Genomic DNA, 22,032 nt, shown 5'->3' on the forward strand with positions numbered 1-22,032 from the left:
GCCAGTCGCGGCGGCCGGACGCAGGGTCAGCGGGGAAATCAGCCCTGTGCCATACCCACGCTGACACCCAGTTCCTGCAAGGCATCCAGGACCAGTGCATCGCGACCATAGATATCGTCGCGATACTGAACCTGCCCGCTGTCGTCGATCCAGACCGTGCGGTAGTCGATATGTACTGCGGGGCGGCTGTTCAGGTTGACCGTCGTTTCCCGACCCGTCGCGCGATGACGCTCAAACTCCGCCAAGGGATCGCTGGCCTGCGGGCTCAGCAACATTTCAGCCAGACCTGTGGGGTCCGCGACGCGAACGCAGCCGTGGCTAAAGGCCCGCGCATCCCGAGCGAACAGGCTGCGGGAAGGCGTATCGTGCAGGTAGATCGCGAACTGGTTGGGGAACATGAACTTCACATTGCCCAACGAGTTGCCCGGCCCGGGCTGCTGGCGCACCCACCACGGAAAATAGCTCTGCGAGAAGTTATCCCAGTTGATGAGCGAGGTATCCGGCGGGGTCCACACACCGGTTCCGTCATCAATCAGCGTCATGTTGTTGTCGTTCAGATAGTTCGGGTTGCGCCGCAGCGCCGGCAGGATCTCCTCCGTCGCAATGGAGCGCGGAACCGTCCAGGTCGGATTGACCACCATATGTGTCATGGTGTCCGAGAATTCGACGGTCTGGTGCTTGGGCAGTCCGATGACGACGCGGGTGGTGAACAATTCCTCGCCACCTTCCCGCAGGAACATGCGGTAGTCGGGCAGATTGACGTAGATCTGCTTTTCCTCCAGATCCCAGTTGGTCCAGCGGATGCGTTCCAGATTGACCATGACCTGTCGCAAGCGATCACCCGCAGTCGTGTTGAGCGCGGCGAGCGTTTTCGGGCCCACGACACCATCGTCGTTCAGGCCGTGGCGGATCTGAAATGCCTTCAGCGCGGCGACCGTCGCCTCATCCATCAGGGTAGATGACTGGGCAGAGCCGGAAACAGGCTCAGCCCCTGCGGGCAATGGCTGCGCATCCAACGGTGTATCGTCGAACGCATATGGATCAGCGGCGCGGGCGGTGACCCGCCCTTCTTCTATATCCCCCAGCGCCGCAAGCCTGGCACGGATCGCCGGAACGCGGCTGTCCGTCTCACCCGGACCGACGGACGGGCCGGATGGTATGTCGGCGGCACCCCAGCCCCCGTTCGCGACGACCTGCTCCAGATCGGCCCGCAGTTCCAGCAAGGGGGCATAATCGGGGTGGTCAGGTGACAGGTTGACGATATGACGTATCGGATCGGCGGATGTGGCCAGATCGGACAGCAGATCGCGCGTCTCGATTTCCGGGGGAAACACATGCATGTCCGCGCTCAAACGTGTCGGCACGACCACACCGGCGAGCCGGGATTTGCCCAGAGCGACGAATGCATTCGCAAAGGCAAGCTCCCCCGCCGCCGTCAACTGACCGTCCAGGGCAGCCGCGACGTGGCGGCTCAACGGTTGCATCCGCTCTGTCCATTCAGGCAGCGCATGGGCCCGCTGCTGATCCAGCGCGTCGATCACGCCGCGCGCCAATTCGGCGTCATTCGCCATGAACAGCGGCTGATAGTCCCGCCCGGCATAGAACGCGGCCACATCCTGCGGCGCCTCGGCCTGCATCAGATCGGCCAGTTCCTGCCAAGCCGGCGCGGCGGAAACAGCCGCGTCCAGAGGGTCACTTTCCAGATTCGATTGCGCGAAGACGCCGCCTCCCGCCAGGAGTGCAAGCATGGAAACCGCGCCGAAAATCGATGAGTTGCTAAATTGGTACACTGCATATGTCCTTTGACACAGTTTTCGGTCACCACATTTCCGGCGGAACTTTGCCGATCAATACGTCGTGACCATCCTCAACTGGCGAATTACCGCCGAAACTTTGCCGAGCCCCCCGCACACCCCGCAAAATGCGGAACAAAAGCGAACGAACTGCGGCGCCTGTGACTCTTTATAACGCAGAACTTCCAAATCCGTTGCTGCACAACTGCCACTTGGTCGAAAAAAAGCCCTGTGGCATAACATTCTCAAGCGGCCACGGGCACCACCGAAGGTCGCAACCACTGGGACAGACTAAGGATTTTGATTATGACCGAGACGAGTATCGTTTCCCGACGTAATGTACTGGGTGGTCTTGTCGGCCTGAGTGCAATTGCCGCAGCTCCCTCCTTCGCCGGTACTCCCGGTGTTTTGACCGGCGCTGGCGACATCCGCAGCATCAAGATTTACAACCCCCGCACGGGTGAGCGTCTCGACAGCGTTTACTGGGTTGAGGGTGAGTACATTCCGCAGGTTCTGGACGAAATCAACTTCCTGTTCCGCGACTGGCGCCGCAATGAATTGCGTGCCGTTGATGTGCGGACCATCGACATCATGGCCGCCGCCTCGCGCATGATGGACACGACGGAGCCTTACCAGCTGATGTCCGGCTATCGCAGCCCTGAGACGAACAACGCCCTGCGCGCCACGACACGCGGTGTCGCGCGCAACTCCTACCACATGCGGGCCATGGCGGCGGATCTTCGCCTTTCCACCCGGTCGGTTCAGAACATGTATCAGGCCGGTGTTGCCTGTAATGCCGGTGGCGTCGGGCGCTATTCCCGCTCCAACTTCGTACATTTCGATTGCGGCCCCGTCAGAACCTGGCGCGGCTAATACCAGCAAATTTACTGCACTTGAAAAGGGCCTTGCCACCACGGCGAGGCCTTTTCGTATTCAGTCCCGTTCAATGTGGGTCAGCACGTTCAGCAGATAGCCCGCCGGATCGCGCAGGAAGAAGCGGCGCACGCCCCAATCCTCGACCACCGGCCCGTAGGTGATCTCCGCTCCCACAGATCGGGCCCGCGCCAATGTGGCATCCAGATCGAAGACGGCCCTGTAGAAATCGGACAGCGCCGCGGGATCGCCATGGATATGGGGAACGATCCGCAGCACCGCCATGTCAGGACCGGATCGTTCCGTCGCCGGTCACGAGGTATTTGAAGCTGGTCAGCTGCTCCGTTCCGACCGGGCCACGTGCGTGAAGCTTGCCTGTCGCGATGCCGATCTCCGCCCCCATGCCGAACTCGCCCCCATCCGCGAACTGCGTCGAGGCGTTCCGCATCAGAATGGCACTGTCCAGCCGTTGGAAGAACCGCTCCGCCACGGCGTCATCCTCGGTTATCACCGCATCCGTGTGGTTCGAGCCGTAGGTGCGGATATGCGCGATTGCGCCATCCACCCCGTCCACCACCTTCGCCGCAATGATCATGTCCAGGAATTCGGTGCCGAAATCGCTGTCCTGCGCGGGCGTGACGCCGGAAATCTTCGCGATGTCCGCATCGCCCCTGACCTCCACCCCGGCATTCAACAGATCACGGATGATCACCTCGTGCCGGTCCAGGAACGCGCGATCGACCAGCAACGTCTCGGCCGAGCCGCAGATGCCGGTGCGTCGGGTCTTGGCGTTCAGCACGACGACACGGGCCTTTTCCAGATCGGCGGCGGCATCGACGTAAACGTGGCATATGCCTTCGAGATGGGCAAAAACGGGGACCCGCGCATCCGTCTGCACACGCGCGACCAGCCCCTTGCCACCGCGCGGAACGATCACATCGATATGGTCGGTCATCGTCAGCATCTGCCCCACCGCCGCGCGGTCGCGGGTGGGGACCAGTTGTATCGCCGCCTCGGGCAAGCCTGCGGCCCGCAACCCCGCGATCAGGCAGCCGTGGATCGCGGTGGAGGAATGGAAGCTCTCGGACCCGCCGCGCAAAATCACCGCGTTGCCGGCCTTCAGGCACAAGGCCCCTGCATCCGCTGTCACGTTGGGGCGGCTTTCGTAGATGACGCCGATCACGCCGATCGGTGTGCGCACTCTGCGGATGTTCAGACCGGAGGGCATGTCCCATTCCGCGATCACCGCGCCCACGGGATCATCCTGCGCCGCGATGGCACGCAAACCGGCAGAAATGCCCGCGATCCGCGCCGCGTTCAGTTCCAAGCGGTCCAGCATCGCGGCAGACAGGCCCTTGTCGCGCCCGAACGCCATATCCTCGGCATTGGCGGCGATGATTGCCTCGACCGACGCGTCCACGGACTCGGCGGCGGCGTTGAGCGCATGGCGTTTGCTTTCGGCTGGCGCAAAGGCCAGTTCCGCCGCTGCCATTCGTGCCGCCTCGCCTATCGCGGCCATCATGCCGCGCACATCCATGTCGTTCATCGCCCTATCCGCGCTCAGTTTCGACGCGCCGTGAAATACGGCTCGTATACCGTTCCTTCTATGAGGCGCGAAAATTCGTAGCGCAAGACCCGTACCGCCCGCACGGCGGCGGCGTTCGTCGCAAACCGGTCGGGAACGAAGGCGATCCACACCTGATCGAAGTCATGCGCACTGGCCAGCCCGCCACGATACATAGCGACCAGATCCGCGCTGGGTGCGATCCCCAACAGCTCACATCTACGGATTTCGCTCATCTCGGGTGAGCGGGTCAGCAGGACGATATCCGGCGCTTCCTGCGAAACCGCGCAAAGGTCGTGCATGGCGGCGCGTTCCCCCCTGCTCTGAACCACCACATGCGCATCCCTCGCCCGATCCGCGAGGAGATCCGGCATCGTCTGCGGTTGCGCGAACATCGAGTTTTCCAGCGGGACCAGAACATCGCTTCCCGCAACGACGATCTGCCCCCGACCGGGCCGAGCCACAGCGACCCCAAGGGCGCTACAGCCTGTCAGGACGAACAGAAAGAGTAGCGGGAGCAGGCGCATGGGCGGAACCGGGGTGAATACGTGGTGTGTATTCGTATCATGCGAGGACGCGAAACCGCGTTTCGAAATCCAGTAACTGGTTGTAAATCAATCCACAATACAGCCCGTGGGTGAGCGGCCAGACACGCCCACAGCCGGTGCTTGCACCATCGCGCCGATGCTAGATCGCCATGTCGTCGCGATGCACGACATATGCCCGCCCCGGATAGCCCAGAACCGATTCGATTTCAGCGCTTTGCCGCCCGACGATGCGTTTGAGCTCGACGCTGTCATATCCGGCCAGCGCCCGGGCCACGGTTTCCCCGCGCGGGCCGGTGATGTCCACCGGATCGCCCCGGCTGAAGCTGCCCTCGACGCGAACCACACCGGCTGGCAACAGGGACCGCCCCTGCACCAGCGCGGTTGCCGCGCCGGTATCTATGCGCACCGTGCCGCGCGGACGCATCGCCGCGATCCACAGCTTTCGCGCCTTTGCGGGGTCATCCGTCGGAACGAACCAGCTGGCCCGCGCCCCATGAAGCAGGGCCGAGATCGGACGCATGGCGTCACCCCGGCAGATCGCCAGAGTACAGCCCGCCTGCATCGCGGTTTCGGCGGCCAGAACCTTGGTGCGCATTCCGCCCTTGGCCCCGTCGGTTCCCGCCCCGCCGGCCATTGCCATGATCTCAGGCGTGATCCGCTCGATCAGCGGAATGTGTTGAGCGGTCTCGTCCTGTCGTGGGTTCGCGGTATACAGCCCGTCCACATCCGACAGCAGGATCAGCGTATCCGCCCCGGCCAGCGACGCGACCTGAGCGGCCAGTCGGTCATTGTCGCCGTAGCGGATTTCATCGGTGGCGACCGTGTCATTCTCGTTCACGATGGGCACGACACCTAACCCCAGCAAGGTGCGCAACGTCGCGCGGCTGTTGAGGTATCGGCGCCGATCCTCACTGTCCTCCAGCGTCATCAGAACCTGTGCGGTGGTGACGCCGTAAGGGCGCAGACCCTCCTCATAGGCGCGCGCCAGACGGATCTGCCCGACCGCGGCTGCGGCCTGCGACTGCTCCAAAGGCAAAGCGCCCGATGACAGCTTCAGCACCCGCCGCCCCAGCGCGATCGAGCCGGAGGAGACGAGCAGCACCGATTTGCCCTGCCCCCGCAGCATCGCCACGTCTTCGAGCAAGCCTGACAGCCATTCCTGACGCAAGGCACCCGTCGTGGCATCGACCAGCAGCGCGGAGCCGATCTTGATGACGACCGTGCGCGCCGTGTCGATCCGTTCCGAGGCGTTCAGACCGGTCGCCAAGGTCCGTCCTCCTCACCCTCGGCAGCTTCGGCATTCGCCCTTGCAACGATCTGCGCACGCAACGCGCGAAGAACCTCGGTCGTGCCCGATTGTGCAGCGCCGGACATGGTCAGAACCGGACCGTCGCAAACCTTGCGCAGCTCGGCCAGTTGCATCTCCACCAATTCGTCGTCCAGCGCGTCGATCTTGTTCAGCACGGTGACGCGCGGCGTATCGGCCAGCCCGCCGCCATATTGCTCCAACTCGTTGATGATGGTGTGATAGGCCTCGGCCACATCGTCCTGCGTGCCGTCGATCAGGTGCAGCAGCACGGCGCAGCGTTCGACGTGGCCCAGAAACCGATCTCCGATCCCCTTGCCCTCATGCGCGCCGGCGATCAGGCCGGGAATATCCGCAATGACGAACTCCGCCCCGTCCACGGCGACAACCCCCAGGTTCGGGTGCAGCGTAGTGAATGGATAGTCCGCAATCTTGGGCCGCGCGTTCGAGGTCGCGGCAAGGAACGTCGATTTGCCCGCATTGGGCAGACCCAGCAGACCGACATCCGCGATCAGCTTCAACCGCAGCCACAGCACACGCTCGATCTCATCCTGGCCTGGATTGGCACGGCGGGGCGCCTGATTGGTCGAGGATTTGAAATGCAGGTTGCCGAACCCGCCATTGCCGCCCTTGGCCAGCAGAACCCGTTGGCCCACTTCGGTCAGATCGGCGATCACTGTCTCCTGATCGTCGTCGAGGATCTCTGTGCCGACGGGAACCCGCAGCACGATGTCGTCCCCATCCGCGCCGGTTTTCTGACGCCCCTCGCCGGGCCGCCCGTTCTGAGCAAAGAAATGCTGCTGATAGCGATAGTCGATCAGGGTGTTCAGACCCTCGACCGCCACTGCAATAACGTCACCGCCGCGCCCGCCATTGCCGCCGTCAGGGCCGCCATACTCGATATATTTTTCACGCCGGAACGAGATACACCCACGCCCCCCCGCGCCGGAACGCACGGTAACCTTGGCAAAATCGAGAAACTTCATGGGCGCACCCTCCGTCGAACAAGCCGTGCTGATACGCTAAGGTGCGCTGCGCCTCAAGGGGCAGCGCACGGCCTCATGCCCCGGTCCAGATTATCGGTCCAGGTTATAGGTCCAGACCGGATGTGTCGCGGCGCGGGCGACGGAATAGGCCTCCCCCTCACCCAGATAGTGAAAGCCAGCCGCCGTCAGAACCGCCGCTGAGGCATCGTTGTCCTGAAAGACCTGCGCCTTCAAGGCCCCGCCGCCATGGGCGAAGTGGTGCGCGACGACAGCGGCCAAAGCCTCGCTGGCGAAACCGGTGCGCCAGAAGGGCGGGCCGATCCAGTATCCGACCTCCCCGGTGTCGCTGAGGGATATGACGCCCAGAAACTCCTCACCGTCGATCTTGGTCGCGTCCAGCGCCCACGCCTGCTCACCATTGTCGTCGCGTTGCGCGCGCTCGATGAACCCCTCGGCTGCGCCGGGCGGATATGGATGGGGAATACGGGTCGTCATCGTTGCCACCCGCGCATCCCCCGCATGAAGAGAGATCAGCCCAGCATCCGACGCGCGCAGCGGGCGCAGGGTCAGACGTTCTGTCTCGATCACGGGTACGGGCATCTGAAATCCTCGGACTGTGGGGCGAATGGTGTGCATGGTCTGGGCACGTGATGTAAAACGAGATCGGGGACCGGCGTTTCCGCCGATCCCCGTCATGTAAATTCGATAGGAAGGGCGGCTTATTCAGCGGCCTCCTGCGCGGGAAGCACGCTGATGAACGTACGACCCTTGAGACCCTTGTGGAAGGTCACGTTGCCTTCCTCGGTCGCGAACAACGTGTGATCGCGGCCCATGCCGACGTTCTGACCCGGCCACCACTTGGTACCGCGCTGACGCACGATGATGTTGCCGGGGATGACCAGCTCGCCACCGAATTTCTTCACGCCGAGGCGGCGACCAGCGGAGTCGCGACCGTTACGCGAGGAACCGCCTGCTTTTTTATGTGCCATGCTATTGTCTCCTGCGTCCTGAAATTATTCGGCTGCCGCTTCGGCCGTCTCGGCCTCGGCTTTCTTGGGGGCTGCTTTCTTCTTCGCAGGCTTCTTGCCGTCTGCGAGGATGTCCACGATCCGGACCTTCGTCAGGTGCTGACGATGGCCGCGACGGCGCTGGGAGGAGTGCTTCCGCCGGCGCTTGACGAAGGAGATGACCTTGTCACCCCGGGTCTGCTCGACCACTTCCGCCATCACGGCTGCGCCGTCGATCATGGGTGCGCCGACTGTGACGGTATCACCACCGATCATGAGCACTTCTGCGAAGCGAATCTCGTCGCCCGCCTCACCGTCGAGCTTCTCGACCGTGAAAACATCGTCCTTGGCAACGCGGTACTGCTTGCCACCTGTCTTGATGACCGCGAACATGCTGGTCTTCCTTTTTCATCTTCGCGCCCTGCGGTCCCCTGAACGGGAGTTGCGCGGAATTCCGCACCTCGGGCAGCGGCCCCTGGCGGAGCTCTCTACAAATATCGCGCAGGCATGGTGTGCCCGCGAATGGCTCGTATGCTGCGAAGCCCCTGAAGTGTCAAGGCCGAATGAACATCAGCCAGATCGGAATTCAGACCCGGCACGTTCAGTCTCTCGACCATCGCTCCGTCAGCCGCGAAGCAGGAAAGTTGTCTTTCCCGCCCTACTATCCCTTGCAGCGGAGTTTCCAAACCGCTAAGTCGTCGCCTCACGGAGAGGTGCCAGAGTGGTCGAATGGGGCGGTCTCGAAAACCGTTGAGCCTTCACGGGTTCCCAGGGTTCGAATCCCTGTCTCTCCGCCATTGACCATGATTTCATTGAGTTTTATTGTGAAGTGCTAACTCAACCCATGCTTGGGAGTTGGGTTCATACATACGAATGACGGGTTTACACACACGAAGACGTGAAGACCTAGGCCGTTCGTGACAGCATGAGTTCGACCACAGCCGCGAACTTCGGGTCAGGGGAAGCAACTTGATAGGTGCGCGGCGGGCCGCTGCGCTTGGAAATCGTGAAGCCGTCAATCAACAACTCTACGTCTGCCACTTGCGTCCATGTGATACGTTCGTTCTTTTCGCTGCCTTCAAAGACCACAGCTTTATCTGTGACCATTAGCCGTCCGCGTGCGGTTGCCTGCCAAGACTTTTCAGTGCGAATGCTGCCAGAACCGACGCGATAGCGAACCCCTTTCACAATTGGTATAGACACTGACGTTCCGCCGGTCTTGTAACGGCCTGTGCTTTTCATTTCCATTCGGGTTGCGCCGTCTTGCACCGCAAGCAAGTTCTCTTTTGCGACAGGGCGATACCCGTAGTCGGCTGCGCTTAATACTGGCATAGATGCGGTTTCAGAACTGGTCAGAAGGCTTTGCTTAGCGGCTTCAATATCTGCCGAATATGCATTGCCTTGCTCTACTTTGATTTTGTTCTTCTTGTTCTCTGCTTTGACGCTAAAAATAACCAATACGATGAAAACCACACCAATGATGAAAACCCATTCCATGTAAATTCTCCGACTGTCCCGGCGATACCTTACCCGCTACGTCATAGATTGCGATGGTTTGCGTCCCGACGCTAGCTGCGATGAACGGCTATGAACGAAAAATGCCCCGGCTGCGTCGGTGAACGCAAACCGGGGTCAGTTGCCCTTGGCACTGAGGATGGGTTGTCAGGGATGTTCGCACAGGGCCGCAACCGTTGACCACTGATCGGAGGGAAGTCACCACAGCGGCACCGCCAAGACTGCCACGCCGTCTATGGGCGACGGCAGGCAGTCAAGGACCATTGAACGCGGTCACCAAATGGGGCGTTAATCCCAAGGTTCGACGCATTAAAAAAGGCCGATGCGGACTGCGCATCGGCCTTTTCATGGGTGCCGCGTCGGATATCAACTGGTCGTTTCCATCCAGGCGCGATGGCGGCGTTCGTCCGACAGGCCTTTTCCAACACCGGGCGCAAATCAGCACTCGCCACGGTGTTTTTCAAGGCTTGCTCATACGCCATTACCGTGTCGTCCTCATTGGTTTTCATGGCCTTGAGGATGGCGTCATCCCCGACCAGACCGGCGAGTGCGACCTTGCCCGTGGTGAGCCATTGCTTCATGTCGCCCTCCCGAGGGGGAACGACGCCCATGCCGCTCGCGATGCGGCTCAGATCTGCCACATGCGTCTCGTGATCGCGACGGAAAGTTCCGATCTGCTCCCGGTAATCCGAGGTCTCAAGCCGTTCGATCGCACTGTCATAGGCTGCGATCGCATCGTGCTCCAGCGTCAGAAGATTGCGGATGAGGTCCTCGACGGTATCCTTTGTTCCCACTGTTGTAGGCATAGCTGATCCTCCGTGCGATTACTGCTGTTCCGTCTGCGTGCCTGAATGCGGACGGGCCTTGCCCAGGCTGGGCTTCTGGCCCAGGGGCTCGGGCTTGTCGCGCTTGCTGAATTCGCCGCGACCGTCCAGCGATGGGCCCGATGTCCAGCGGCCCTCGGGTGTCGGCTCATCAAGCGAGGTGTTCAGGAAGTAGTACGAATGCTCGGTCGCTTCATGCTCCTTGGGGGTCGAGTTGGGGATCGGCAACTGAGACTCCATTCCGCCCAGTTCTTCGATGACCGCCATCCACTGCTGCTGGTGCATGGTGTCGCGTGCGATGAGGAACGACAGCATGTCCTTCATGCCCGTATCCTCAGTCATGTTGTAAAGCCGCGAGGCCAGCACGCGGCCACCACTCTCAGCGGTCGCATTGGCCAGCATATCGGCGGCGAGGTTCCCCGTGGCGTAAACATGGCTCATGTCGAAGGGCACACCGTTGGAATTCACCGGCATCGCGGACAGGCCCGAGGACAGGATGTGGCGCGGGTTGGCACCCCCCATGATCGCGTTGACGATCGGATCCTTCGCTGCCTCCTCCTGAACGGTGAGGGGCGCACCTTCGAGGTTGAGCGCGACCGCATGGCCGAGGAATTCGATATGCGACAGTTCCTCCGTTGCGGTCATCATCAGCATATCACGATATTTGTCATCGCCACGCGCGCCCATGGCCTGAAAGAAATACTGCATCGCAACGCGAATTTCGCCTTCGACGCCGCCGATGGCCTGCTGAAGAAATTTGGCGAACTGGGGATCGGGTGTATCAACGCGCACCTGGTATTGCAGCTTGCTGGAATGGTGAAACATCATTGGCTCCATGAGTTGTCATATTGAAAATACTGAAAAATTGCCTGACAGTGGGGAAACCCTTGACGCTTGGATTCGTTCCGCTCTCCGATTCGTGATGAGCAATGCTTCAGACTGCTGACCTGCTTTAGGGCGCAAGATGCGTCTGCCCCCCTATGGTGCGAAGGACGCTGAAAATGCGGAGTCGTACCTCCGGGAATGCCAATGAAAATCACAATCATGAGCTGACCGGGCGTGATCAGCTTTTCGCCGCAGTTATCAATAGATAGGTGTCTTGCGCGGGCGATGAACAGTCGCGGCCTGACGCTGCCCGCTTGACGCCGGCCAATCATATCTATAATTCTCGATATATGGATAGCCAAAACGCCCTCGACGCCTTCGCCGCGCTTAGCCAGTCAACACGACTGGATGTGTTTCGGCTGCTCATCAAGGCGGGCGAAACCGGCATGTCCGCTGGTGAGGTTGGCGATACCCTTGGCGTTCGTCAGAACACCATGTCCGCCAACCTTTCGATCCTGGCGCGATCCGGCTTGATCCGGAGCGTGCGGCAGGGCCGCAGCATCCGTTATTTCGCGGATATGGACGGCGTGCGCGGTCTGCTGGCGTTCCTGATGGAGGATTGCTGCGCCGGGCGTCCTGAGCTTTGCCAACCTGTCATCGACCTGATCGCCTGTCCCCAAACATAGGAAGACTGCCATGAACGACTCCTCGCTTCCCGCCGCGGCCGGGCTGGGCACTTTCGAACGCTGGCTGTCCGTCTGGGTCGCGCTCGCCATCGGGGCGGGGCTGCTGTTGGGCAATCTCTTTCCAGGTCTCTTCGGCGCCCTGGCCGCGCTGGAGATCGCCTCCGTCAACCTGCCTGTGGCGATCCTGATCTGGGCGATGGTCTATCCGATGATGGTCGGGGTGGATTTCAGCTCCCTCTCCCATGTCGGAGACAAGCCGAAGGGGCTGGTGGTGACGCTGGTGGTGAACTGGCTTATCAAGCCCTTCACGATGGCGGCCCTGGGCGTGCTGTTCTTCAACCATGTTTTCGCCGGATTGATCCCGCCGGATGATGCGCAGGCCTATCTGGCGGGCGTGATCTTGCTGGGGGCGGCGCCCTGCACCGCGATGGTGTTCGTCTGGTCGAACCTGACCCGCGGCGATGCGACCTACACGCTGGTGCAGGTCAGCGTGAACGATGTGATCATGGTCTTCGCCTTCGCGCCGATCGTGGCGTTACTGCTGGGCGTGACGGATATCGTCGTGCCGTGGGATACGCTGCTGTTGTCGGTCGGCCTCTACGTTTTGCTGCCGCTGATCGCCGGGTATCTGACCCGCAGGCACCTTGTTGCGAAGGATGGAGAGGCTGCGGTCGATGCCTTCAAATCGCGGGTGCAGCCGTTCTCGATCATCGGCCTTCTGATGACGGTGGTGCTGCTCTTCGGGTTTCAGGGGGAGGTCATTCTCGACCGTCCGCTTGTCATCGCGATGATTGCTGTGCCGCTGTTGATCCAGTCCTACGGCATCTTTTTCGTGGCCTATGGCGCGGCGCGGGCGTGGGGGATCCCGTTCAACGTGGCCGCGCCCTGCGCGCTGATCGGCACGTCCAACTTCTTCGAACTGGCCGTGGCGGTGGCGATCAGCCTGTTCGGCCTCGGCTCGGGGGCGGCGCTGGCGACGGTGGTTGGCGTCCTCGTGGAGGTGCCGGTCATGCTGTCACTCGTCGCCTTCGCCAACCGGACGCAGCACTGGTTTCCAAAGGCTGGGGGCACGTCATGAGCATCGTCATTCATCACAACCCCGATTGCGGAACCTCGCGCAACGTGCTGGCAATCATCGAGGCCTCGGGCGAGGTACCCGTGATCATAGAATATTTGAGGACGGGCTGGACGCGGCCGCAGCTTCTGGCGCTGTTTGCTGCCGCCGATCTGACGCCCCGCACGGCCCTGCGGACCACGAAATCTCCGGCGGAGGATCTGGGGCTGCTCGATCCTTCGGTCAGTGATGAAGCGATCCTGACCGCGATGATCGACCATCCGATTCTGGTCAACCGCCCGATCGTCTGCTCCCCCAAAGGCGTGCGGCTGTGTCGTCCAAGCGAGACTGTGTTGGAGCTTCTGGACAACCCGCCATTGGATCCACTGGTGAAAAAGAACGCCCCACCCGCCGCAGCCGCGCGCAACAACCCTGACTGAGGAGTCGCGTCTAATACGAATACGGCGCCCTGCGCGATACCCGCCAGGACGCCGCCAAGATGGTTGCAGACTGAAAGGTCAGTCGCCCAGATACTGACCGAAGACCTGAACAGACGTGTCATCGATATAGAGCACACCGCCGACTTCATCGGCACGCGGGCCATAAAAGCCTGCCTCGTGACTGGTGGTCTGGGTTCCGCTGAAACCACCGCCGCCATTGATCGTCGCGCTTGTCAGGGTTGAGGTGCCGCCCGATACCGTATTGTCCGAGATCATGGCGTCGCTGATGGTAATGGTCGCCACGTCCGTCACGTTGCTGGTTCCCAAGATGAAATCTTGCCGTTGCCCCCCCAAATTGTCGAAGGTCACATCAAGCGTTCCGGCACTGAAATCAGCCGTCGCCTCCATGGTGCCGTTCAGATCGTAGAGCGCCAACCCGTCCTGAATTGCAACCTCCGAAACACCGCTATACGTGGCCGTGCCGCCGCCCGGCACATCCCCCACAATGGTGGGAACGCCGACAACGCCGGTCGTGGTATCGCCACCGCTTGGCTGTGATTCGAAGAAACGGGCGAATTCAGTGGTTCCGGTCAGATCGATGGTGCCGCCACCATTGAGCGTCACCGTGGTACGCGACACGTCGATGGTGCCGCTTTCGGCGTCCAGATCGAAAGTATCCGCCTGCCGGTCCAGCTCACCTGTGATCTGACCGGTCGTGCGCGCACTCACATTCAGACTTTGCGCGTTCAGCGCATCGACACGGTTGGAGGTGAGCGAGGCAAATTCGACATAGCGCGGGCCGCTGCCATCGAAACAGGCGCTCAGCCCGCCGAGGGACAGGACAGCCAGCGCGAATACGGGACGGATCGTCATGGTCAATATCCTTTAGGTAAGAAAGAAGTCATCTGCGAAGTCATCCACGCTGAGGTCGGCCGCAGTCAGCCCTGCGAAGGTGATCGTCGTGCCCTGATCGTCGAAGGTTGCGACGCCGTCCACGTCGAAGACGTGACTGAACGCCTCCGCCGCATCTACGTAGCCGAATCCGATGAGGAGAATCTGGTCCACTCCGCTGTCGAAATCGGCACCGCTCACAATCGCGGTACGGGCGGCGGTATCAATATCCAGCATGCCGATCGTGTCGTTGCCGTCGCCCGTGGTGAAGATGAACTGATCGGAACCGCCACCGCCCTCCAGCAGGTCGCCGCCTTCACCCCCGCGCAAGGTGTCGTTGCCGGACAGGAAGGTCGAGATATCGCCGCGCAGCACATCATTGCCGGCACCGCCCTGCATGTTGTCTGTGTCGTAGCCACCGATCAGCAGATCGTCACCCTCACCGCCGTACAGTTCGTTGTCGCCGCTGACCATGTACAGAAAGTCGTCCCCGGCTCCGCCATCCATCGTATCGTTGCCGAAGGCATCGCCGAGAGCATCGTTCCCCTCACCGCCATTGATGGAGTCATTACCGGTGCCGCCGACGATGGTGTCGTCACCTGCCCCACCGAAGATGGTATCGTCGCCATCGCCTGCATTGATCGTGTTGTCGCCGGCATCGCCATAGATCAACTCGGGTCCAGCTTCGCCGCCGAATGTCTCCTCGATATCATTGAGCTGCACCGTCAGCGTGGTGACGGTCACGTTGCCTGCCTGATCGGTGGCCTGCACGGTAACGTCGCGGCTGACCTGCTCCTCGTAATCGAGCGTGGCCCCCTCCACGACAAGCAGATCGGACCCGCTCAGAACGAAGCGCCCGTCGGCATCGTCGGTCAGTGTCAGCTCGACCGTTTCGCTGGTCTGCACCGTGCCGACCAGCGTACCGCCTTCGGCATTCTCATCAACGCTGGAGTTGTCGAACGTCAGCGCAGCGGCTGCTTGCGTATCCACGGTGATGGCGGTCCCGTCGGACACGGTCGAGATATTGCCGGCCGCATCGGTCGCCGTCGCGGTGAAGGTATAATCGCCATCCGCCAGCGCGACGGAGGTGAAGGTCCACTGCCCCGCAACGCTGGCAACCGTGCCGACAACCACGCCATTGCGCAGGATCGTCACCACCTCCCCTTCCAGGGCGGTGCCGCTCAGGGTGGGTGTGTCATCACTGGTGATCCCGTCACCGTCAAGACCCGTATCCTCGGAAAGGAACATGATGCTCGGTGCGTCGGGCGCAGTCAGGTCCACGGTATAGCTGAAGGTATCCGCGCTCACGCTGAGATTGCCGGCCAGATCGACCTCATATGCCGTGATATCGAAGGTGCCTTCGCCCAGCGAATGCTCAAAGGACCATTCGCCCGTTTGCGAAACCGCGATGTCGAAGGGCTGCCCCTCTCCGATCTGGACCCGAACGAAGGAACCTGCCGTGGCGGTCCCCGCGATAACCGGGGTGGAATCGTTGGTAATGCCGTCGGCAACCCCGGAGTCCGTCGCTGCGGTAAGCCCGCCGATCACCGGCGGTGCAACCGGGGCCGCCGTGTCGATGGTGACGTTCAGGCTCGACTGCTCCGACAAGTTGCCGGCAATATCCTGCGCGAAGACATTTATCGTATTCAGCCCCTCCTCCAACTGTGGTGAGAAGAAGCTCCATGTGCCGGCCTCGGACGCGACCACTGTGCCCAGTACCGTTTCCCCCGCGCGCAGGATGATGGTGGCGCCTGCCTCGCCCGTACCTTCGATCGTGGGGGCCGCGATATTGGTCACGTTGTCCGTATTCGATGCGCCCGAGTCCGATGCGGTGGCAAGGTCGATTTCCGGCGCGGCCGGTGCAACGGTATCCACCAGCACGCTCAGTGTTCCGGCCTCGGACACATTGCCCGCAACGTCGGTCACGATGGCTGACAGTTCGTTTACGCCCTCATGCAGATTCAGGCCGGTGAACTGAGTCAGACCCGTCTGCATCGCCGCGAAACTATCGACCAACACACCGTCAGCGAAGATCTCGATGGTTGTGCCGAATTCCGCCGCGACGAAAACAACAGGTGTCGTCACGACGGTGATGTTATCGTCGAGGCCGGTATCCGAATAACTGGCAAGCTCCAGCACCGGGGTGACAGGTGCCATGGTATCCACGGTGACTGCGAAGGCATCGGAAGCGACCGAGACTTCGCCACCTTCCGGTATGGCCGTGGCGGTCAGCAGGTAATCGCCGTCGGCCAGTTGCGCCTCGTAGTCCAGGCTCCACTGACCTTCCGCATCGACCGTGGTGCTGCCAATTGGCACGCCGTCGAGCAGGACGGTGACCTGTTCATCGGCCACGCCGGTGCCGCGAACAGTCAGCGTGGTGTCGCTGGTTACCCCATCGATGGTGGAGATGCCGGTGTCCTCCGTAATGCCAACGATGGTGGGAACACCGCCCACAGAAGGCACGATTTCCAACGGATAACTGGCGACGGTAGCGGACGGGTTTCCGGCCATGTCCACCGCGCTGGCGGTAAACAGGTACGTGCCGATGGCGAGAGGGTCGCTGGTAAAGGTCCAATTGCCGCTTGCATCGACGGGAACTGTATCGACCTCCATGCCATCGCGCGAAATCACGATGGAACCGCCCGGCTCTGCCGTACCTTCAAGGGTTGGCGTGTTGTCGTTGGTGATCCCGTCGCCCGCAGGTCCGCTATCGTCCGACAGCGACGTGATAAGCGGGGCATTCGGTGCAGACAAGTCGATTTCCATGGCGATGGAATCGCCGAACACGGTATTGCCCGCGATATCGGTCGACGTGACGGAAATGTCGTAGGGTCCGCTGACAAGATCCTCGTCAACGCTGACGGACCAGGTGCCGTCCCCTCCGACGACAACCGGCTCCAGTTCGATAGCGGTCTTCGACATCAGGTTGGTCACGGTAACGACGACGGTCGTTCCCGCCTCGGCCGTGCCGGAGAATGTCGGTGTCGCATCGTTGGTCAGGTTGTCGGAATTGTCGGCACCGCTGTCGCTTTGCGCATCCAGACGCAGGGTCGGCACCGTCGGAGGTGTGAGGTCCACCGTGACCGTCAATTCGCTGGACGTCGCGCTGTTGCCTGCCACATCCACGGCCCGTGCGGTCAGAACACGGGATCCTTCCTCGACCTCGGAATACGCAAAGGTCCAGGTGCCCGACACACCGACCGGAACGGAGCCGACCTGAACGTCGCCGTCTAAGATCAGCACGGTCGTGTTCGGGTCGCTGGTCCCGCTCAGCCCCAGAACGGTTTCGCTGGTGATATTATCGTCGGAGAACGCGCCCGTATCGGCAACCGGGTTCAGATCGATCGTCGGCGCGGTCGGCGCGACCGTGTCAATCGTCACCGAAACCTCTTCACTGGATATGGCGTTGCCCGCCAGATCGGTGGAAACGGCAAAGATCGTGTAATCGCCATCCGGCAAGTCGGAGGAGGTGATGCTCCACTCACCTGAACCGTCAGCCTCGACCTCACCAAGTTCCAGCATCGGCAAAGGCGCCCGTGGCTGGATCTCGCCTTCCCCGCCGGACCGCGCCAGCAGAGTGACAACGCTGCCAGCCTCCGCCGTGCCGCTGAATGTCGGGGTGGCGTCCGAGGTGATGTTGTCGTCCTCTCCGGTGTCGCTGCCCGCGTCCAATACGATGGTCGGCATGTCAGGGCGCGCGGTGTCGATGGTGACTTCCACGGGCGCGGATGTCACCAAATTCGCCGCGACATCGCTCGATTCCGCAGTGATGGAGTATACGCCATCGGCCAGCGCGTCCGTGGTCAGGGTCCACACGCCTGCCGGACCCTCGACGCCGAAGCCCAGCTCAGCCTCACCAGCGAGGAACCTTACATTCTGCGCACCCTCAACCGTGGCTGTCAGAGTGATCTGGTTCTCATTGGTGACGTTGTCGGATGTGGAGGCCCCAGTATCGGAATTCACGTTCAGATCGAGGAGCGGAACCTGCGTCCCGGTGGTGTCGATCTCGATTTCCAAAACAGCCGTGGTGGAAGTGTTTCCAGCAAGATCCACCGCCACGACGTCAAAGCTGTGGGTGCCGGAGGACAGTTCGGAGGTCCTGAACGCCCAAGCACCGCTCTCATCCGCCTCGACGAAACCCAGCAGGGCCTCACCCTGACGGATTTCGATGAGGGCGCCAGCGTCCGCTTCACCTTGCAAAAGCGGGGTCGTGTTGTTGGTGATCAGATCCTGCGAAGAGCCGCTGTTGCTGGCACTATCCAGCGCAACGGTGGGGGCATTCGGGGGCGTGGCATCGCGCGTAACGGTGAAAGTCTCGGAAATGGAGGAGTTGCCCGCCAGGTCGAAACTGGTGACGTCGATCTGGGTAAGCCCTTCGTCAATCACCAGAACTTCACCTTCGAGCATCGTGCTGGAAAAGTCATGGGACCAGTCTCCAGACGCATCCGCCGTGGTGACGCCCCAGAAAGAACCGCTCGGCGTAGACATGACCACTCTGATTTCGGTCAGCGGATCGGCCGTACCGAATACGACCAATACCCCGTCCGACGTCACGCCATCCCCGTCAATTCCGGTATCATCGGATATGCCGGTCACGACCGGGTTTGCCGGCGGTGTCACGTCGATTTCGACCGACAACACGGCAGAGGCCGCGCTGACATTGCCCGCCGTGTCGGTGGCGACGGCGGTAAAGCTCTTCGTCCCCTCGCTCAGCGCATCGAGGGGCGTGAAGGACCAAATGCCGTTCGGCGCAACCACGCTCGTTCCCAGCGAGGTCGTCCCGTCGAAGATTTCGATGGTGTCGCCTGCATTGCCCGCGCCGGATAGAGTGGGGGTGGCATCGTTGGTAAGATTGTCGGTGCCATCGCCGCTGTCGGATGCCGTGACCAGGTCGATGGTCGGGGGCACGGGCGCAGTCGTGTCCACCGTAACGTCGAAAGGATCGGAGACCTCGGACACCAGTTCATCGGAATCCCGCGCTGTGGCGGTGAAGACATAATCGTCATCGCTCAACGTGGTGCCGGTATAGTCGAAGGACCATGCCCCCGCCTCGTCCGCCACGACGGTTCCGAGGGAGACCCCGCCGAGGAAGACCTCGACCGTGGCGTTTGCAGTTGCCGTACCGGACACGATCAGCGTGTTGTCGCTGGTCACGCCATCCGCCCCGTTCGTGTCCTGCGCAATTCCGGTGATGATCGGTGAATTCGTCTGATCGAGCCGCAGCGTTACGCTCGTTGCATCCCCAAGTTCGGAAATGTTTCCGGCCAGATCCTCGGCACGGGCGCTGAACAGATACGTATCGTCTGCCAAATCCCCACCAGTGGCGGACCAGTTGCCCTCGGAATCGGCTATGGCCTGAGCGTATACGATGTTGTCCCCATCCACGACGCTCACCAAAGCGTCCGGTTCGGATGTGCCGGTGAGTGTGACGGAACGGGACGCGACCGCGCCAGACTCACCGATGATGGTATTGTCCGTGTACCCTTCGATCACGGGCGCGTTGGGTGCCGTTCGATCAATGGTGACAGTCAGCCCTTCGCTAATGGTCACGTTTCCGGCCGCATCCGTTGATCGGATGGAATATGTAGCCGTGCCCTCGGGATATTGCGCCGTTAAAACCGCTTCACCGGTCGGACCAGGCGACAACACAAATGGGTCCCCACCATTCTTGAGGAATTCCATAGTGGAATTGGGTTCGCCAGTGATATCGAACTGAATTAAAGAGCCGTTGGTAATCTCGTCTGCGGTATTCCGCCCGGTATCGGAGGTCGTCCGAAGGTCGAGAGTGGGGATCTGGGGGGCGACCGTGTCCACCTCAACGTCGAATACAGCGGATTCAGCCGAAGGGTTCAGCCCCGAACTTTGGGCAATGGCGGTGATCTCGTAGCTTCCATCCGCCAGGGCCGATGGCAGAACGGCCGACCAGTTACCGGAAGCGTTCGCAGAAACCGTCTGGACGACCGTGCCGTCCAACAGAATCTGCACGGATGAATTCGCAGCCGCCGTTCCATTGACCGTCAGCGTGGGATCGTTGGTGATGCCGTCACCATCCGTACCACTGTCGTTGCTGATACCGGTGACGACGGGCGTTTCGGTTACCGAAGGAATAATGCTTATGTCATATCCGCTCGACAACGTGGACACGTTGCCGGCGATATCGGTCGCCCGCACGGTTACGACATAGTCGTCAGCCGCAAGCGTACCTGATTGGAAGAACCACTGTCCGGAATTGTTTGCACTCACCGTTCCGGCCGACACGCCATCGACGAAGATCTCGACCGTGGAACCAGCCTCCGCCGTGCCGAAGAATCGCGGCGTGGCATCCGTCGTGATCTGATCCGCCGCGCCGGTATCGTTGGTGAACCCGCTGACACTGGGGGTCGCGGTCGTCGTGTCGATGGTAAATCCTGCCGAATTCGACTGGAAAGAATTGCCGGCAAGATCTTGAGCGCGGATCGATAGCGGATATGTTCCATCGCCCAGCGCACTGGGCAACTGCACCTCGTAGGTTCCATCCCCGTTGACAACGGTGCTGGCCAACGCCGGGCCGGAACCATTGGTCAATCGGATCTCGATCGTTGCGCCAGCCTCCGCCGTGCCGATGATGGTGGGCTGCGCGACACGCGTGATCCCATCATTGTTGGAATTGCCGCTGTCGGAATCAGTCGCCAGCTGCCAGGTGGGGCGACTCGTCTCCCGATCAAGGGTGATTTCGATCTGCTCGGTCGTGCTGACGCCTTCCTTGGTTGCACGGACCTGAATGGTCTTCTCCGTCTTGGGGGAACTGACAGGATACGCCTGATCGATGGTTACCGTCTGCGATGCGCCTGTGCCGGTTCCCGCCGCCACGAAACCGCGCCCGTCATCCCAGTCGATTTCCAGCGTGTCACCCAGGCCGGCGGTGAATTCTACGGTCGGGGTGCTGTCGGCGGTGTAATTGTCGCTCGAGCTGCTTCCGGTATCGGAGCCCGCCGTCAGATCAACCGCAGACATTTCCGGGCCATCCACGGTCAGGACGAGCGCCGGTCCGCGGGATGAGGCATCCAGCCCATCCCGCGACCCGGCTTGTACGTAATATGTACCATCGACCAGCACGCCATCGGACCCCTGAGGATAGTCGCCCCCCTGCCCGACGGTAACGCTCCATTGTCCGTTGGCCGGGATCGATCCGATATACCCAAGGGTTCCCACACCACTTCTTCCGTCCGGACCAGAATCCATAATCTCAAGGGATGCGCCAGGCGTTCCCGTTCCGTAGAACGTCAACGTCCGCGAGGCGGTAACGTTATCGCCACTAGTCCCCGTGTCGGAGAAGAAACCCAGGATTACCGGTTCAGCGGGTGTGGCCATGACAAATTCTCCGTAGACTCATTACTGCGACGTGTTCGCGTGGCAAGCTGCCAAAACCCGTCTGTTTCTGCGCGCAAGATACCGAAAATTTGATCTTTTGGGCAAGCTGCATTTTCTCTACCCTTCGGAATTCACAAAAAATTCCATCTTTTGTCTGCAAATTCAGAAACCTGCCCGGGCAGGCAAAATAACCAGCACACCCATTCGATGATCGGTATTTGTGAAAGCGCCTAACGCCGAAAACTCCGTAGCTATTCAAGAAATTTCAGACCGTTAACAACGGTGTATTCTGGAGGGGGACTGTCGCTCTGCGCTTGACCGCGCGTCTGCATTTCACATTTCAAATCCCTGGTCTGACAGCAGGCTGAAT

The 22,032-nt window shown here is 61.2% G+C and carries 18 protein-coding genes and 1 tRNA gene; 5 read left to right on the forward strand and 14 right to left on the reverse strand.

Annotated features, from left to right (window positions below; all coding sequences use genetic code 11):
- Window positions 1–38: 38 nt before the first annotated feature.
- Window positions 39–1,748 carry a L,D-transpeptidase family protein gene (locus tag G8E03_RS12060; RefSeq protein WP_166192226.1) on the reverse strand — a complete coding sequence of 570 codons (1,710 nt, stop codon included), beginning with the start codon at window positions 1,746–1,748 and terminating at the stop codon, window positions 39–41.
- Between the two features lie 351 nt (window positions 1,749–2,099).
- Here G8E03_RS12060 and mepK point away from each other — a divergent pair, with 351 nt between their 5' ends.
- On the forward strand, window positions 2,100–2,666 hold the full coding sequence (mepK, locus tag G8E03_RS12065) for a peptidoglycan L,D-endopeptidase MepK (protein WP_166192229.1): 567 nt from the start codon (window positions 2,100–2,102) through the stop codon (window positions 2,664–2,666).
- A gap of 60 nt (window positions 2,667–2,726) precedes the next feature.
- Here the strand turns inward: mepK and G8E03_RS12070 are convergent, their stop codons facing one another.
- From G8E03_RS12070 to rplU, 8 genes are all read right to left on the reverse strand, one after another.
- A complete protein-coding gene (locus G8E03_RS12070; RefSeq protein ID WP_166192232.1) occupies window positions 2,727–2,951 on the reverse strand; it encodes a VOC family protein in 225 nt (74 codons plus the stop codon).
- 1 nt (window position 2,952) lies between these two features.
- Window positions 2,953–4,212 carry a glutamate-5-semialdehyde dehydrogenase gene (locus tag G8E03_RS12075; protein ID WP_166192235.1) on the reverse strand — a complete coding sequence of 420 codons (1,260 nt, stop codon included), beginning with the start codon at window positions 4,210–4,212 and terminating at the stop codon, window positions 2,953–2,955.
- A gap of 14 nt (window positions 4,213–4,226) precedes the next feature.
- On the reverse strand, window positions 4,227–4,757 hold the full coding sequence (locus G8E03_RS12080) for a hypothetical protein (protein WP_166192238.1): 531 nt from the start codon (window positions 4,755–4,757) through the stop codon (window positions 4,227–4,229).
- A 160-nt stretch (window positions 4,758–4,917) separates the two neighbouring features.
- Window positions 4,918–6,015 (reverse strand): glutamate 5-kinase, encoded by a 1,098-nt coding sequence (gene proB / locus G8E03_RS12085; protein ID WP_430693246.1) that lies wholly within the window; start codon window positions 6,013–6,015, stop codon window positions 4,918–4,920.
- Between the two features lie 14 nt (window positions 6,016–6,029).
- Window positions 6,030–7,070 carry a GTPase ObgE gene (gene obgE, locus G8E03_RS12090; protein WP_166192244.1) on the reverse strand — a complete coding sequence of 347 codons (1,041 nt, stop codon included), beginning with the start codon at window positions 7,068–7,070 and terminating at the stop codon, window positions 6,030–6,032.
- Window positions 7,071–7,160: 90 nt separating this feature from the next.
- Window positions 7,161–7,670, reverse strand: a complete 510-nt coding sequence (locus tag G8E03_RS12095) for a GNAT family N-acetyltransferase (RefSeq protein ID WP_166192247.1) — start codon at window positions 7,668–7,670, stop codon at window positions 7,161–7,163.
- Between the two features lie 119 nt (window positions 7,671–7,789).
- Entirely contained in the window at window positions 7,790–8,059 is a 270-nt protein-coding gene (gene rpmA, locus G8E03_RS12100; protein WP_166192250.1) for a 50S ribosomal protein L27, read from the reverse strand.
- A gap of 24 nt (window positions 8,060–8,083) precedes the next feature.
- Complete coding sequence (rplU, locus tag G8E03_RS12105; RefSeq protein WP_166192254.1) at window positions 8,084–8,470, reverse strand: 50S ribosomal protein L21; 387 nt, start codon at window positions 8,468–8,470, stop codon at window positions 8,084–8,086.
- Between the two features lie 314 nt (window positions 8,471–8,784).
- Here rplU and G8E03_RS12110 point away from each other — a divergent pair.
- Window positions 8,785–8,874 (forward strand) — tRNA-Ser (locus G8E03_RS12110).
- A gap of 109 nt (window positions 8,875–8,983) precedes the next feature.
- On the opposite strand, the gene G8E03_RS12115 is transcribed toward G8E03_RS12110, so the two are convergent.
- From G8E03_RS12115 to G8E03_RS12125, 3 genes are all read right to left on the reverse strand, one after another.
- Window positions 8,984–9,574 (reverse strand): hypothetical protein, encoded by a 591-nt coding sequence (locus G8E03_RS12115; protein ID WP_166192257.1) that lies wholly within the window; start codon window positions 9,572–9,574, stop codon window positions 8,984–8,986.
- Window positions 9,575–9,825: 251 nt separating this feature from the next.
- Window positions 9,826–10,386, reverse strand: a complete 561-nt coding sequence (locus G8E03_RS12120) for a DUF2383 domain-containing protein (RefSeq protein WP_240910340.1) — start codon at window positions 10,384–10,386, stop codon at window positions 9,826–9,828.
- Between the two features lie 30 nt (window positions 10,387–10,416).
- Window positions 10,417–11,241 carry a manganese catalase family protein gene (locus G8E03_RS12125; RefSeq protein ID WP_166192260.1) on the reverse strand — a complete coding sequence of 275 codons (825 nt, stop codon included), beginning with the start codon at window positions 11,239–11,241 and terminating at the stop codon, window positions 10,417–10,419.
- Between the two features lie 350 nt (window positions 11,242–11,591).
- Between G8E03_RS12125 and G8E03_RS12130 the strand changes: the two genes are divergently transcribed.
- The 3 genes from G8E03_RS12130 to arsC are packed head-to-tail and all read left to right on the forward strand — an operon-like array spanning window position 11,592 to window position 13,421.
- On the forward strand, window positions 11,592–11,927 hold the full coding sequence (locus G8E03_RS12130) for an ArsR/SmtB family transcription factor (RefSeq protein ID WP_166192263.1): 336 nt from the start codon (window positions 11,592–11,594) through the stop codon (window positions 11,925–11,927).
- A gap of 10 nt (window positions 11,928–11,937) precedes the next feature.
- Window positions 11,938–13,005: an ACR3 family arsenite efflux transporter gene (arsB, locus tag G8E03_RS12135; RefSeq protein ID WP_166192266.1), complete on the forward strand. Its 1,068-nt coding sequence runs from the start codon at window positions 11,938–11,940 to the stop codon at window positions 13,003–13,005.
- A complete protein-coding gene (gene arsC, locus G8E03_RS12140; protein WP_166192269.1) occupies window positions 13,002–13,421 on the forward strand; it encodes an arsenate reductase (glutaredoxin) in 420 nt (139 codons plus the stop codon). The genes arsB and arsC overlap by 4 nt, the downstream gene beginning before the upstream one ends.
- A 78-nt stretch (window positions 13,422–13,499) precedes the next feature.
- On the opposite strand, the gene G8E03_RS12145 is transcribed toward arsC, so the two are convergent.
- Window positions 13,500–14,294, reverse strand: coding sequence for a transferrin-binding protein-like solute binding protein (locus G8E03_RS12145; protein ID WP_166192272.1), 795 nt, complete (start codon window positions 14,292–14,294; stop codon window positions 13,500–13,502).
- A gap of 12 nt (window positions 14,295–14,306) precedes the next feature.
- Window positions 14,307–21,662 carry an Ig-like domain-containing protein gene (locus tag G8E03_RS12150; RefSeq protein ID WP_166192274.1) on the reverse strand — a complete coding sequence of 2,452 codons (7,356 nt, stop codon included), beginning with the start codon at window positions 21,660–21,662 and terminating at the stop codon, window positions 14,307–14,309.
- Between the last annotated feature and the right edge of the window lie 370 nt (window positions 21,663–22,032).

Source organism: Pontivivens nitratireducens, assembly GCF_011290545.1.
Lineage (GTDB): Bacteria > Pseudomonadota > Alphaproteobacteria > Rhodobacterales > Rhodobacteraceae > Pontivivens > Pontivivens nitratireducens.

Coding starts and splice junctions, on each gene's coding strand:
- arsC (WP_166192269.1), top strand. CDS start 13,002: ATGAGCATCGTCATTCATCACAACCCCGATTGCGGAACCTCGCGCAAC.
- obgE (WP_166192244.1), bottom strand. CDS start 7,070: ATGAAGTTTCTCGATTTTGCCAAGGTTACCGTGCGTTCCGGCGCGGGG.
- G8E03_RS12115 (WP_166192257.1), bottom strand. CDS start 9,574: ATGGAATGGGTTTTCATCATTGGTGTGGTTTTCATCGTATTGGTTATT.
- G8E03_RS12060 (WP_166192226.1), bottom strand. CDS start 1,748: ATGCTTGCACTCCTGGCGGGAGGCGGCGTCTTCGCGCAATCGAATCTG.
- rplU (WP_166192254.1), bottom strand. CDS start 8,470: ATGTTCGCGGTCATCAAGACAGGTGGCAAGCAGTACCGCGTTGCCAAG.
- mepK (WP_166192229.1), top strand. CDS start 2,100: ATGACCGAGACGAGTATCGTTTCCCGACGTAATGTACTGGGTGGTCTT.
- G8E03_RS12075 (WP_166192235.1), bottom strand. CDS start 4,212: ATGAACGACATGGATGTGCGCGGCATGATGGCCGCGATAGGCGAGGCG.
- arsB (WP_166192266.1), top strand. CDS start 11,938: ATGAACGACTCCTCGCTTCCCGCCGCGGCCGGGCTGGGCACTTTCGAA.
- G8E03_RS12070 (WP_166192232.1), bottom strand. CDS start 2,951: ATGGCGGTGCTGCGGATCGTTCCCCATATCCATGGCGATCCCGCGGCG.
- rpmA (WP_166192250.1), bottom strand. CDS start 8,059: ATGGCACATAAAAAAGCAGGCGGTTCCTCGCGTAACGGTCGCGACTCC.
- G8E03_RS12145 (WP_166192272.1), bottom strand. CDS start 14,294: ATGACGATCCGTCCCGTATTCGCGCTGGCTGTCCTGTCCCTCGGCGGG.
- G8E03_RS12080 (WP_166192238.1), bottom strand. CDS start 4,757: ATGCGCCTGCTCCCGCTACTCTTTCTGTTCGTCCTGACAGGCTGTAGC.
- G8E03_RS12150 (WP_166192274.1), bottom strand. CDS start 21,662: ATGGCCACACCCGCTGAACCGGTAATCCTGGGTTTCTTCTCCGACACG.
- G8E03_RS12130 (WP_166192263.1), top strand. CDS start 11,592: ATGGATAGCCAAAACGCCCTCGACGCCTTCGCCGCGCTTAGCCAGTCA.
- G8E03_RS12095 (WP_166192247.1), bottom strand. CDS start 7,670: ATGCCCGTACCCGTGATCGAGACAGAACGTCTGACCCTGCGCCCGCTG.
- G8E03_RS12125 (WP_166192260.1), bottom strand. CDS start 11,241: ATGTTTCACCATTCCAGCAAGCTGCAATACCAGGTGCGCGTTGATACA.